The organism is Blautia sp. HCP3S3_C12 (assembly GCF_052064155.1).
Classification (GTDB): Bacteria; Bacillota; Clostridia; order Lachnospirales; family Lachnospiraceae; genus Blautia_A.
Genome location: NZ_JBQHWC010000005.1, coordinates 83,461 through 96,629, shown reverse-complemented (window position 1 = coordinate 96,629; position 13,169 = coordinate 83,461). Strand labels below are relative to the sequence as shown.

14 protein-coding genes and 1 riboswitch are annotated in these 13,169 nt (G+C 43.5%); of the genes, 13 read left to right on the top strand and 1 reads right to left on the bottom strand.

Annotated elements, in window-relative coordinates:
- Positions 1–155 precede the first annotated feature (155 nt).
- Positions 156–348, top strand: a riboswitch (cobalamin riboswitch).
- 276 nt (positions 349–624) lie between these two features.
- Positions 625–918 carry a cysteine-rich small domain-containing protein gene (locus ACTNDS_RS06765; RefSeq protein ID WP_186994693.1) on the top strand — a complete coding sequence of 98 codons (294 nt, stop codon included), beginning with the start codon at positions 625–627 and terminating at the stop codon, positions 916–918.
- Positions 919–1,038: 120 nt separating this feature from the next.
- Here ACTNDS_RS06765 and ACTNDS_RS06760 read toward each other — a convergent pair whose 3' ends face one another.
- Positions 1,039–1,761: a phosphatase gene (locus tag ACTNDS_RS06760; protein ID WP_173742204.1), complete on the bottom strand. Its 723-nt coding sequence runs from the start codon at positions 1,759–1,761 to the stop codon at positions 1,039–1,041.
- 307 nt (positions 1,762–2,068) lie between these two features.
- On the opposite strand from ACTNDS_RS06760, the gene ACTNDS_RS06755 reads away from it, so the two are divergent.
- The 12 genes from ACTNDS_RS06755 (at position 2,069) to ACTNDS_RS06700 (ending at position 13,161) form a co-directional block, all read left to right on the top strand.
- Complete coding sequence (locus ACTNDS_RS06755; protein ID WP_441034605.1) at positions 2,069–4,594, top strand: glycyl radical protein; 2,526 nt, start codon at positions 2,069–2,071, stop codon at positions 4,592–4,594.
- A gap of 15 nt (positions 4,595–4,609) precedes the next feature.
- The gene (locus ACTNDS_RS06750; protein ID WP_441034603.1) at positions 4,610–5,401 is read left to right on the top strand and encodes a glycyl-radical enzyme activating protein; all 792 of its coding nucleotides are present in this window, start codon (positions 4,610–4,612) and stop codon (positions 5,399–5,401) included.
- A gap of 178 nt (positions 5,402–5,579) precedes the next feature.
- On the top strand, positions 5,580–6,449 hold the full coding sequence (locus ACTNDS_RS06745; RefSeq protein ID WP_441034601.1) for a class II aldolase/adducin family protein: 870 nt from the start codon (positions 5,580–5,582) through the stop codon (positions 6,447–6,449).
- Between the two features lie 29 nt (positions 6,450–6,478).
- Entirely contained in the window at positions 6,479–7,867 is a 1,389-nt protein-coding gene (locus tag ACTNDS_RS06740; RefSeq protein ID WP_019162715.1) for an aldehyde dehydrogenase family protein, read from the top strand.
- 27 nt (positions 7,868–7,894) lie between these two features.
- Positions 7,895–9,109 (top strand): zinc-binding dehydrogenase, encoded by a 1,215-nt coding sequence (locus ACTNDS_RS06735; RefSeq protein WP_019162714.1) that lies wholly within the window; start codon positions 7,895–7,897, stop codon positions 9,107–9,109.
- A 27-nt stretch (positions 9,110–9,136) separates the two neighbouring features.
- The gene (locus tag ACTNDS_RS06730; protein ID WP_019162713.1) at positions 9,137–9,451 is read left to right on the top strand and encodes a BMC domain-containing protein; all 315 of its coding nucleotides are present in this window, start codon (positions 9,137–9,139) and stop codon (positions 9,449–9,451) included.
- Positions 9,452–9,606: 155 nt separating this feature from the next.
- A complete protein-coding gene (locus ACTNDS_RS06725) occupies positions 9,607–9,882 on the top strand; it encodes a BMC domain-containing protein (protein WP_019162712.1) in 276 nt (91 codons plus the stop codon).
- 72 nt (positions 9,883–9,954) lie between these two features.
- Positions 9,955–10,263, top strand: a complete 309-nt coding sequence (locus tag ACTNDS_RS06720; RefSeq protein WP_019162711.1) for a BMC domain-containing protein — start codon at positions 9,955–9,957, stop codon at positions 10,261–10,263.
- A 245-nt stretch (positions 10,264–10,508) separates the two neighbouring features.
- Positions 10,509–10,787, top strand: coding sequence for a BMC domain-containing protein (locus ACTNDS_RS06715; RefSeq protein ID WP_005427721.1), 279 nt, complete (start codon positions 10,509–10,511; stop codon positions 10,785–10,787).
- A 56-nt stretch (positions 10,788–10,843) separates the two neighbouring features.
- Positions 10,844–11,467: a phosphate propanoyltransferase gene (locus tag ACTNDS_RS06710; protein WP_330699333.1), complete on the top strand. Its 624-nt coding sequence runs from the start codon at positions 10,844–10,846 to the stop codon at positions 11,465–11,467.
- Positions 11,468–11,561: 94 nt separating this feature from the next.
- Entirely contained in the window at positions 11,562–11,828 is a 267-nt protein-coding gene (locus ACTNDS_RS06705) for a EutN/CcmL family microcompartment protein (RefSeq protein ID WP_019162708.1), read from the top strand.
- Between the two features lie 4 nt (positions 11,829–11,832).
- Positions 11,833–13,161 carry a 4Fe-4S dicluster domain-containing protein gene (locus ACTNDS_RS06700; RefSeq protein ID WP_019162707.1) on the top strand — a complete coding sequence of 443 codons (1,329 nt, stop codon included), beginning with the start codon at positions 11,833–11,835 and terminating at the stop codon, positions 13,159–13,161.
- The last annotated feature ends 8 nt before the right edge of the window (positions 13,162–13,169 follow it).

Here is a 13,169-nt window from a genome sequence, read left to right as displayed (position 1 = left end):
AAAATAATGAGGAAAGACCGGGTGACGTCCATATGTGTTGTTGCCTGGTTTTTTATTTGAAAAAATTTTTAAAAAGTATATAAAAAAGTTTCTGAAAAACTTTGACAAATAGTTGACATTCTCTAACAGTGATGCTATTATAAGGACAGTATAATTCCATATAGAACATATTAAGTGCTGATACTGTTATTTATACAGTACAGAGAGAGGGAATCAGGTGAGAAACCTGAGCGATCCGGTCACTGTAACAGAGGAGCAAATCTCGCAGATCCATTGTGCCATAGCATGAGAAGGAGAGAGGAGCGATGAGCCTGGAGCCAGGAAACCTGCTTAGTATGGCGAGGTTAAACTTCCGTGTAAAGTGTAACAACCAACTCCGTTGAATCCGCAGCTTCGGAGCGTTGTCTGCTTTTTCGAAGGCAGACATTTTTTATGGAATGCGCCTGTTCTTTATGAATTATACATGATTAAATGGCAGGCGATACTACTTCGGAAATATTCGTTCCCTCCGCGCACTCATGAACGGATTAATCTTCTACCCCGGAGTAGCATCGCTCCCTCTTTATTATGGAGAAAATCATAGATTGATCTGTTGTCTGCCTATTTGGAAGAAGGGAATAAGATATGGAAAAACCATATTGGGAAGATAAAGAGTATTCTTTTTTCAGTCATAAAAAATGTGAGTTTTTTCCCTGCCATAAGGGAGCAGATCCTGAGGATTTTAACTGTTTGTTTTGTTATTGCCCTTTATATGCACTGGGGGATCAATGCGGTGGGAATTTTCGATATACAGACAGTGGGCTGAAGGACTGTACCAACTGTCAGCTTCCTCATAAGAGAAAGAACTATGGATATGTGACCGGGAAATATCAGGAACTGGCTGAGCTGATGAAGAAAATGCGTGCAGATCAGCAGTAAGGCTGGCTGACCGGTGAAAATAAAAAAGATCGTCAATGGATATTTATATGAGAAATATCTGTTGATGATCTTTTTTTGTATACCTGCATAAGAAATGGTATGAACACATATTGGAAACAACTAACGGGTTTGAAGAAATACCTTCAGTCTGGGAATCTGATTGTTCAGAATCAATGATTCGGGAAAGCCGGTTTGGTGAACGAACTCTGCTGCATAGGTAAAATCTCCTACATGCTCTTTTCCATGGCTGTCGCTGGATAAAACAATGGGAAGCTGATATTTAAGGCAGCAACGAAGGATTTCTGCGTTATTTGCCCTGGTGTCACCGCGGTATCCGCCGGGAGTCAGTGAGACTTCGTTGATTTCAAAAATTACATTTTCTCTGCTGGCTGTATAAGCCAGTGCATCGTAATCCACCGGAAAAGCCGGGTTATCACAATGGCCCAGAACCTTTACGGCAGGATACTTCATTGCATTCTGGTATGCAAGAGTATTCTCTTTGACAGTTCCGGATCTGTAGTTCTGGCCATGCATACTTATGATAGCGTAGTCCAGATTAGACAACAGCTCATCACTTAGATCTACATGTCCCTGAATGTCCAGAATATTGAGTTCTACGCCATAAAGTACTTCTACACCAAAACGCTTTCTGGGGCAGAATGGCAACCCGCGGAAATAAGAAGATGTGCCGGAAGCAAGAGTACCGGGACCGTGATCAGTGATGCCCAGAAGCTTCATACCTTTGCGTCCGGCTTCTTTTGCCATATCGGAAATTGTGCAGGAAGTACCGTGTCCGCTTGCAATGGAATGTGTATGGATATCTGCAAGATACGTAAGGATCATCCCCTTTTAAATAAAATTAATGACTGTTTTGCAGAGATATTCTGAAAAAATATATATAACAATTATGACAGAAAGAAGAAAGGTTGTCAATTGGGGTTCGGAATAAAAACAACTAAATTTTACAAACAATTCAAACAAAAAACAACATAGAAACAGTTTGGAATATGTTGTTTTTTGTTGACCTTATGAGGCGAATGAGGTATAATGATTTTACATGAGTACATGAAAAAAAGTGAAAGAAATTTGTCTGAGCGCCGGGAATGGCAATGCGAAGATAAAAACTCCTCTTTCATGAGAAAGGAGAAACATGGAAAAATTTCAAACATCAGATATTCCCAAATCTCCGAGAATCCAGAAGCTGGTAGATGCTCTTTATGAGCATATGCCGGTGATTGAATCTTCCAGAGCGAAGCTTCTGACGGAATCTTATAAGGAGACGGAAGGCGAACCGATCATTACCCGTAGGGCCAAAGCATTTGCACATATTCTGCATCATATTCCGATTATCATCCGCGATAATGAATTGATTGTAGGAAGCAGTACCATTGCTCCCAGAGGATGTCAGACCTTCCCGGAATTTTCCTATGAATGGCTGGAGGCTGAATTGGACACAGTTGCTACCAGAACAGCTGACCCATTTGATATTGCAGAGCAGACTAAAGCTGATCTGCTGGAAGCAGATAAATACTGGAAGGGAAGAACAACCAGTGAACTTGCTACTTCCTATATGGCACCGGAAGCCATTAAGGCTATCGAACATAATATCTTTACACCTGGAAATTATTTCTATAATGGCGTAGGACATGTTACTGTAAAATACTGGGAGGTACTGGAAATCGGTTTCGAGGGTATTATGGAGAAAACCCGGGAAGAACTGAAAAAATGCAATGTAGGTGATGGTGATTATGCCCGCAAATCTCATTTTCTGGAAGCTGTACTGATCAGCTGCCAGGCAGTGATTGATTATGCACATCGCTATGCACAGCTTGCAGAGCAAATGGCGTCACAGTGTACAGATCCTGTCAGAAAACAGGAACTGCTTCAGATTGCTGCAAACTGCAGCAGAGTACCGGGAAAGGGTGCAGACAGCTTTTATGAAGCCTGCCAGTCATTCTGGTTTATACAGCAGCTGTTACAAATGGAATCCAGTGGCCACTCTATTTCTCCAGGACGTTTTGATCAGTATATGTATCCATATTATAAGAAGGATGTGGAGAGAGGTGCTCTTACCAGAGAGTACGCACAGGAACTGATGGACTGTATCTGGGTGAAACTGAATGATCTGAATAAATGCCGTGATGCGGCATCAGCAGAGGGATTTGCAGGTTACAGCCTTTTCCAGAACCTGATCGCAGGTGGTCAGAACAGTGAAGGGGAAGATGTGACAAATGATCTTTCTATTATGTGCATTCAGGCTTCCATGCATGTAAGACTGCCTCAGCCTTCCCTTTCTGTAAGAGTGTGGAACGGTTCCCCTCATGAATTCCTGATCAAGGCTGCAGAGCTTACCAGAACAGGAATCGGACTGCCGGCATATTACAATGATGAGGTGATCATTCCGGCATTGCAGAACAGAGGACTTTCCCTGGCAGATGCCCGTGACTATAACATTATCGGATGTGTGGAACCGCAGAAAGCAGGTAAGACAGAAGGCTGGCATGATGCTGCATTCTTCAATATGTGCCGTCCGCTGGAGCTTGTTTTCTCCAATGGTATGGACAAGGGTGAGATGGTGGGTATTCCTACCGGCGATGTGACTCAGATGAACACCTTTGAGGAATTCTTTGATGCTTACAAGAAACAGATGGAATATTGTATTTCACTTCTTGTAAATGCGGATAATGCCATTGATGTGGCACATGCGGAGAGATGTCCGCTACCATTCCTTTCCTGTATGGTGGATGACTGCCTGAAAAAAGGCAAATCCGTTCAGGAAGGCGGTGCAGTTTATAATTTCACAGGACCACAGGGCTTTGGTGTCGCAAATATGGCAGATGGTCTTTTTGCAGTACGCCAGCTGGTTTATGATGAAAAGAAGATTTCCATGAAAGAGCTGAAAGAAGCACTGATATGGAACTACGATAAAGGATTGGATGCCCAGTCTGCCGGAGATATTGGAACAGAGATCCTGAAGGCTATGAAGGCGGCAGGACGGAATGTGGATGCATCTACAGCGGCTGCAGTGCTTAACAGTCTGATCGGCATGAAGCCGGAACCGGATAAGCTTTCCAGATTCAAAGAAATCCACGACATGATCGATGAGGTTCCGAAATTCGGAAATGACATTCCGGAGGTTGACTATTTTGCCAGAGAGGTTGCCTATACATATACCAAGCCTCTTCAGAATTATAAGAATCCAAGGGGCGGACAGTTCCAGGCAGGACTTTATCCGGTATCTGCAAATGTTCCGCTGGGCGGACAGACAGGAGCTACTCCTGACGGCAGATATGCACATACTCCTGTGGCAGATGGAGTTTCTCCGTCAGCAGGCAAGGATGTAAAGGGACCGACAGCAGCAGCATCTTCTGTTGCAAGACTGGATCATTTTATTGTATCCAATGGAACCTTGTTTAATCAGAAATTCCATCCGTCTGCTCTTTCAGGACGGGAGGGACTTGAGAAATTTGTGGCACTGATCCGTTCCTACTTTGACCAGAAGGGCATGCACATGCAGTTTAATGTAGTTGACAGACAAACTCTGCTGGATGCACAGGAACATCCTGAGAAGTATAAACATCTGGTCGTACGTGTGGCTGGCTACAGTGCACTGTTTACAACACTTTCCAGATCTCTGCAGGATGATATTATCCGCCGTACAGAGCAGGGATTTTAACAGAGAGGGGAAAACATGGACTATTTGGATACAAAGGGCAGGGTGTTTGATGTCCAGCGATATTCTATCCATGACGGACCTGGAATAAGAACTATTGTTTTTCTGAAGGGCTGTGTGCTCAGATGCAAATGGTGCTGTAACCCGGAATCCCAGGAATACAGAATTCAGAATATGAAGGTTCTGGGAGAAAATAAGGTGATTGGTTATGACGCTACAGTCAGAGAGATGATCGAAGAGGTGGAAAGGGACAGGCCTTATTACTATCGTTCGGGGGGCGGTATGACGCTTTCGGGAGGCGAGTGCCTGTGCCAGCCTGATTTTGCCAGGGATCTGCTCCGTGCAGCAAAGGAACGGGGAATCACTACAGCAATTGAGAGTATGGCCTGCGCACCCTGGGAGACCATAGAAGCGATCCTTCCTTATCTGGATACCTATCTGATGGATATTAAGCACACAAACCATGAAAAACATAAAGCCTTTACCGGGAAATCCAATGAATTGATGATGGAGAATGCCAGAAAGGTTGCTGTTTCAGGTAAGACTCACCTGGTGATCCGGGTGCCGGTAATTCCTACTTTTAATGATACGGTAGAGGAGATTCAGGGGATTGCCAGATTTGCGTCAACTCTTCCCGGAGTGGATAAGATACATCTTCTGCCTTACCACAGATTAGGACAGGATAAATATGAAGGCCTTGGAAGACCCTATCTCATGGGAGATATCGAACCTCCGACAAAAGAGCATATGGAAACCCTTAAAAAAGCAGTACATGCTGTCTGCGCACTTGACTGCCAGATCGGAGGATAAAAATAAATATTATATGTGGAATCCAGAATCCACATAAATATAAAACAAACAAAAACAACACAGAAAAGATGTAAAAAACAACACAAAACAACGCTATTCTCTTGACTTTTTATGCGGATTATGTTATGATCAGTGAAGAAACGTCAAAGAACCAAATGCCTTAAGGAGGAAAATGAGCATGGTAAACGAATTTGAAATCAAAAAACAGATCTGTGACATCGGAAGAAGAATCTACAACCGCAACATGGTAGCAGCTAACGACGGAAATATCTCCGTAAAATTAAATGACAATGAATTCCTTTGCACACCAACAGGTGTTTCCAAAGGCTTCATGACACCAGAGTTTATCTGTAAAGTTGATGCCCAGGGTAATGTGATCCAGGCTAATCCGGGATTCAAACCATCATCCGAGATCAAGATGCATATGAGAGTATATGAGAAGAGACCGGATGTAGGATCTGTTGTACATGCACATCCTATATATGCAACATCTTTTGCAATTGCAGGTATTCCACTTACACAGCCGATCATGCCAGAGGCAGTTATCGCTCTTGGATGCGTTCCGATCGCTGAATATGGTACACCTTCTACAATGGAGATTCCGGACAATCTTGAAAAATATCTTCCATATTTTGATGCAGTTCTTCTTGAAAACCACGGAGCATTGACATGGAGCACAGACCTGAATGCAGCTTACATGAAAATGGAATCTGTAGAATTCTATGCACAGCTTCTGTATCAGAGTAAATTACTGGGTGGCCCGAAGGAATTCGATGAGAAGAATATTAAGAAACTGTATGAAATCCGTCGTAAATTCGGTATGGCTGGTAAACATCCGGCAAACCTTTGCCAGAACAAGAGCGGTATGAACTGCCATAACTGTGGCGGAGCATGTCATGATGGCGGCGAATTCAAAAAATTCCCTGGATATCAGTATGATTTTGTTGGCGGTGACTGTGGATGTACAGAAGAAACTCCTGCACAGAACGATGCACAGGTAGTTGCTGAGATCACAAAAAGAGTAATGGAACAGCTGGGAATGAAATAAATATTTGAATGATTAAGGAGGACAGTCTCATGCCAATTAATGAGAACATGGTACAGTCAATTGTACAGGAAGTAATGGCAAAGATGCAGATTGCAGACGCTCCGACCGGTAAACATGGAATCTTCAAAGATATGAATGATGCTATCGAGGCTGCGAAGAAATCTCAGCAGATCGTTAAGAAGATGTCCATGGATCAGAGAGAGAAAATTATTACCTGTATTCGTAAAAAAATCAAAGATAATGCAGAAGTTCTGGCACGTATGGGTGTTGAGGAAACAGGAATGGGAAATGTAGGAGATAAGATCCTGAAACATATTCTTGTTGCTGATAAGACACCTGGAACAGAAGATATTACAACTACTGCATGGACAGGAGACAGAGGTCTGACTCTTGTTGAGATGGGACCTTTTGGTGTGATCGGAGCCATTACTCCGTGTACAAATCCAAGTGAGACAGTACTGTGCAACACTATGGGTATGCTTGCAGGCGGAAATACAGTTGTATTTAATCCTCATCCTGCAGCTGTCAAAACATCTATTTATGCGATCAATCTGCTGAACGAGGCTTCTCTGGAAAACGGTGGCCCGGACAATATCGCAGTTACAGTTGAAAAACCTACTCTGGAAACAAGCAACACTATGATGAAGCATAAGGATATTCATCTGATCGTAGCAACAGGTGGCCCTGGTGTAGTAACTGCAGTGCTTTCTTCTGGTAAACGTGGTATCGGAGCCGGAGCAGGTAACCCGCCGGCACTGGTTGACGAGACCGCAGATATCCGTAAAGCAGCTCAGGACATTGTAAATGGATGTACATTTGACAATAACCTTCCATGTATTGCTGAGAAGGAAATTGTTGCAGTATCTTCTATTGTAGATGAACTGATGCATTACCTGGTAAGCGAAAATGACTGCTATCTTGCATCCAAGGAAGAGCAGGATAAGCTGACATCAGTTGTTCTTGCAGGCGGTAAACTGAACCGTAAATGCGTAGGCCGTGATGCAAAGACTCTTCTTTCTATGATCGGTGTACAGGCGCCGGCAAATATCAGATGTATTGTATTTGAAGGACCGAAGGAACATCCGCTGATCACAACTGAGCTTATGATGCCAATCCTGGGTGTTGTAAGAGCCAGAGACTTTGATGATGCCGTAGAACAGGCAGTATGGCTGGAGCATGGCAATCGCCATTCCGCGCATATTCATTCAAAGAATATCGATAATATCACAAAATATGCAAAAGCAATTGATACAGCAATTCTTGTAAAGAATGCTCCGTCTTATTCAGCACTTGGATTTGGCGGTGAAGGATATGCTACCTTTACAATTGCCAGCCGTACAGGCGAGGGTCTTACCAGTGCAAGCACATTTACAAAGAGAAGACGCTGCGTAATGGTAGACAATTTATGCATTCGTTAATCAGTGTATTAAAGGAGAGAAAAGAACATGGATATGAATAACGTGAATATTGAAGAAATCGTAAAACAGGTTCTCTCCGGCATGACAGGAACAGCACCGGCAGCAGCTGCATCCAGCAACAGCGGTGCAATTCCTAAAACAGCCAGAGTAGCAGTGTTAACAGAAAAAGAGCATTTTGAACTGAAAGAATACCCGATTCCTCCAATCGGAGATGATGACATCCTGGTTAAAGTAGAGGGATGCGGTGTCTGCGGTACAGATGCACATGAATTCAAGAGAGATCCGTTTAATCTGATCCCTGTAGCTCTCGGACATGAGGGAACAGGTGAGATCGTTGCAATGGGTAAAAATGTTAAAGTAGATACAGCCGGAAAACCGGTTAAGGTTGGTGACAAGGTTGTTACCTGTATGATCTTTAAAGATGATCCTGATATCACAATGTTTGACCTGAACAAGAAAAACGTAGGCGGTGCTGACGTATACGGACTTCTTCCGGATGATGATATACATCTTAACGGATGGTTCTCAGATTACATCTTCTTAAGAGGCGGAAGCTTTGGAACTACATTCTTTAATGTAAGTGATCTGGATTTGGATTCCCGAATCCTGATTGAGCCATGTGCTGTACTTGTACATGCAGTAGAGAGAGCAAAAACAACAGGAATCCTTCGTTTCAACAGCAGAGTTGTTGTACAGGGATGCGGACCGATCGGTCTGATCTGTATCGCAGTACTTCGTACTATGGGTATCGAAAATATCTGCGCTGTAGACGGAAATGAGAAACGTCTTGAGTTTGCCAAAAGAATGGGCGCAACAACAAGCGTTAACTTTATGAACTTCAAGGAAACAGAAGCACTGGCTGAGGCTGTTAAGGAAGCACAGGGCGGACATCTTGCAGATTTCGCTTTCCAGTGTACAGGTAACCCGAAGGCTCATGCAAATATTTATAAATTTATCCGCAATGGCGGCGGTCTTTGCGAACTTGGATTCTTTATCAATGGTGGAGATGCAGTGATCAATCCTCATTTTGATCTCTGCTCCAAAGAAATCAATCTGGTTGGATCCTGGGTATATACTCTGAGAGATTATGTTACAACCTTTGATTTCCTCAAGAGAGCAAATGCAATCGGTCTGCCAATGTCCGAACTGATCACTGACAAATTCCCGTTAGAGCAGATCAATGAGGCGCTTCAGACAAACTTGGCTATGACAGGATTGAAGATCGCGGTAGTAAATAAATAACAGGCCTGGCAATAGAGGAGAAACGAAATGGCAGAAGCTGTAGGAATTTTAGAGGTATTTGGACTTACAACAGCCTTTGTAGCAGGCGATGCCGGATGCAAGGCAGCAAATGTCCGTCTGGAAGTGTTCGATAAGAATAAACCAGCTAATGCTGACAGCCTGCCGGTGCCGCTCCTTGTCTGCATCAAGTTCAGAGGAAGTGTAACGGACGTTACAGCGGCTGTGGAAGCAGGCATGGAAGTTGCGAACAGAATGACTGGTGTGGTACAGCATTATATCATTCCGAATCCCGAAGAGGGAACGGAGAAAATGCTGAAGATCAGCGCCCTGGATAAGCAATAACAGTTGCATATCCTTGAATTATAAGATAAGATGTAACTGTTCAGTACTCAGCTGAATACGGAACAGTTATGATAAGACATCAATAGAAAACCGAAAACGTAGCTGCAGAACAAGAACAGTTATCGTTGATTCAGGAAATTCAGGAGGAATAGAAAATGGCACAGGAAGCATTAGGAATGGTTGAAACCAGAGGACTTACAGCAGCAATTGAAGCAGCTGATGCAATGACAAAGGCAGCTGAGGTTTCACTGGTAGGAACAGAGAAAATCGGATCCGGACTTGTAACAGTTATGGTTCGCGGAGATGTAGGAGCTGTTAAGGCAGCAGTAGAAAGCGGAAGCGCAGCAGCATCCAGACTTGGCGAATTAGTAGCTACACATGTAATTCCGAGACCTCACAATGATGTAGAGAAAATCCTTCCAAGCATCTGACCAGTCACGGTAGTATAAATTATAGAGTGCTGTACATATCACATTGTGCAGTGATCTAAAAGGAGTTCGCTCATGAGTAAATCATATGGTTTTATAGAAATCACTGGTGTTGTAGCAGCGATTGACGCTCTTGATATCATGTGTAAAACTGCAGACGTTGAGCTGGCGTCATGGGAACGTAAGCTGGGCGGACGACTGGTTACTATTATAATTGAAGGCGATGTGTCTGCCGTAACAGAAGCTGTAGAGGCTGCTGTGGCAGGCGCGATTAAGAAACCGGTAAGTTATGCAGTGATTGCCCGACCACATGAAGAGATTGTCAAGATTGTGGAATTAAGTGCAAGCCGCTGGAAGAACCAGGCGAAACAGGGGGATGAATGATGGCTGAAGAAAAGAAACCTGAAGCAGAGAATAAAGCTCCCGGAAAGGCTGCTGCTCCCAGAAGAACAGGGAGTACAGCTTCAAAAGCAAAAACTGCTGTGAAGAAAGAAACGTCAAATGAAACAAAAGCTGCAGCAGCTGGAACGGCGGCAAAAACTACAGAAACATCGAAGAAAACGGCAATAAAAAAAGAAACAGTAAAAGAAGAAATTCGTGGAACAGTATTTCATAAGGAGGAAAAAATCATGACACAGGAAGCATTAGGAATGGTTGAAACCAGAGGACTTACAGCAGCAATCGAGGCAGCTGACCAGATGTGTAAAGCAGCTAATGTTGCATTAGTAGGAACAGAGAAAATCGGATCCGGACTTGTAACAGTTATGGTTCGTGGAGACGTAGGAGCAGTTAAATCTGCAGTAGAGAGCGGAAGTGCAGCAGCATCCAGACTTGGCGAATTAGTAGCTACACATGTAATCCCAAGACCACACACAGATGTAGAGAAAATCCTGCCTGTATTAAAATAATTTAAAGTCAGTTCTGACGGAAAGCAGGTGTATTCTTGGAAACAAATAATATTGAAATGATTACCAGATTGGTACTTCAGGCAATTGACCAGAATAAAGAAACGGGAAATGGCTTTGTTGTTCCTATTGGAGTTTCCGCAAGACATATTCACTTGACACAGGAGCATGTAGAAGCATTATTCGGACCTGGATATCAGCTTACAAAGAAGAAAGCACTTATGGGCGGACAGTTTGCATCTAATGAGACTGTTACTATTGTAGGGCTGAAGCTTCGTGCTATTGAGAATGTGAGAATCCTTGGACCTGTACGTAAGGCTTCACAGGTTGAGGTATCTGCTACGGATGCGATCAAACTGGGAATGAATGTACCGGTTCGTGAATCAGGTGATATTGCCGGAAGTGCTCCGATTGCTATCGTAGGACCTAAGGGTGCTATTTATCTGAAGGAAGGCTGTATTGTGGCTATGCGTCACATTCATATGTCTCCGAAGGATGCTCAGGCTGCTGGTGTAAAGGATGGAGATATCGTATCCGTGAAAGCTGATAATGAAAGAGGAACTATCTTTAATCAGGTTAAGATCCGTGTGGATGACAGCTTTACTCTGGAAATGCATATTGACACAGATGAAGCAAATGCAGCAAAAATTGCCACAGGCAATACAGTAACGATCATTAAATAATATATTCATTCATTTGATAACCGTATATGCTGAGGAACAGCTATACGGTTATCGGTGAATGAGTTGACATAACAATAATAATTCGGAGGCTCATATGATAGTAGGCAAAGTGGTTGGGAGTGTTGTTTCCACCCGTAAATGTGAAAAATTAATAGGAAATAAGTTTATGATCATCGAGCCTGTGCATCATATGAAGGGTGACCTCAGCCAGCTTGTTGCGATCGATATGATCGGAGCAGGAGTGGGAGAATATGTATTGGTGGCACAGGGTAGCGCAGCAAGAATTGGCTGCGGCGTAGAAACAGCACCGGTAGATGCGGCCATAGTCGGAATCATTGATGACGGTGCGGGATTGGAGTAACGCCATGGAAATCAAAGAATTACAGGATATTATACAGCAGAATGGTGTAGTAGGTGCCGGTGGAGCGGGATTTCCTACCTATATGAAGCTCACAGATAAGGCAAATACCATTCTTATGAACTGTGCAGAGTGTGAACCATTACTGAAATTACACAGACAGTTATTGGAAAAACATGCATATGAAATTATGAAAACATTCCATATGATCCAGGAAACGGTAGGGGCTTCTGAAGCAATCATTGGAATTAAAAAATCTTATGTACAGACAATCAATGCGCTGAACCAGCACATTGAGGAGTTCCCGGGAATGAGACTTCATCTTTTGGATGAGGTATATCCCATGGGCGATGAAGTTGTACTTATTTATGAAGCTACAGGACGAGTGGTACGGCCGGGCGGACTGCCTATTGAGCAGGGAGTAGCCGTATTCAATGTAGAAACTGTTTATAACGTATATCGTGCGGTTGAGGAGAAGCAGCCGGTAACTGATAAATATGTATCTGTTGTTGCTGAGGTAAGTGATCCGGTTACAGTGAGAGTTCCTCTGGGATGTACACTGGAGGAAGTTGTTGCCCAGGCTGGAAATACAACAGTAAAAGATCCGGTCTATTTTGTCGGCGGCCCAATGATGGGACGTATCGGAAATGGTTCTGATCCGGTGACTAAGACAACAAATGCGATTTTGGTACTGCCAAAAGACCATCTTATCGTAGCGAAGAAGCAGCGGACTTCTTCCATAGATTTAAAACGTGCAGCATCTATCTGCTGCCAGTGTAATACATGTACTGATTTATGTCCCAGACATAATCTGGGACATCCCATTGACCCGGCAAAATTTATGCGTGCAGCAGCAAATCAGGATTTCAGGGATCTGAATCCATATATTGATGCATCCTTCTGCAGCTCCTGCGGTGTATGTGAGATGTATTCCTGTCCTCAGAGTCTGGCACCCAGAAGCCTTCTGGCTGATATGAAGGGCGGACTTAGAAAAGCAGGTATCAGACCGCCTCAGGGCGTACAGCCAAAGCCGGTTCAGGAATCAAGAGAATATCGTAAAGTTCCTGAAGAACGTCTTATGGCACGTCTTGGTCTTACAAAATATGACAAGGATGCACCTCTTCATGAAGATCTGGTACAGGTTAAGAAAGTAAAAATCCTTCTGAGCCAGCATATCGGAGCACCTGCTCAGGCAATAGTAAAAGCAGGTGATACGGTAACCAGAGGACAGATGATCGCTCAGCCTGCACAGGGCTTAAGCGTAGGAATCCATGCTTCTGTCAATGGAAAAGTGACAGAAGTGACAGACCGTTATATCATAATTGCAGTAAATTAGAAAGGACG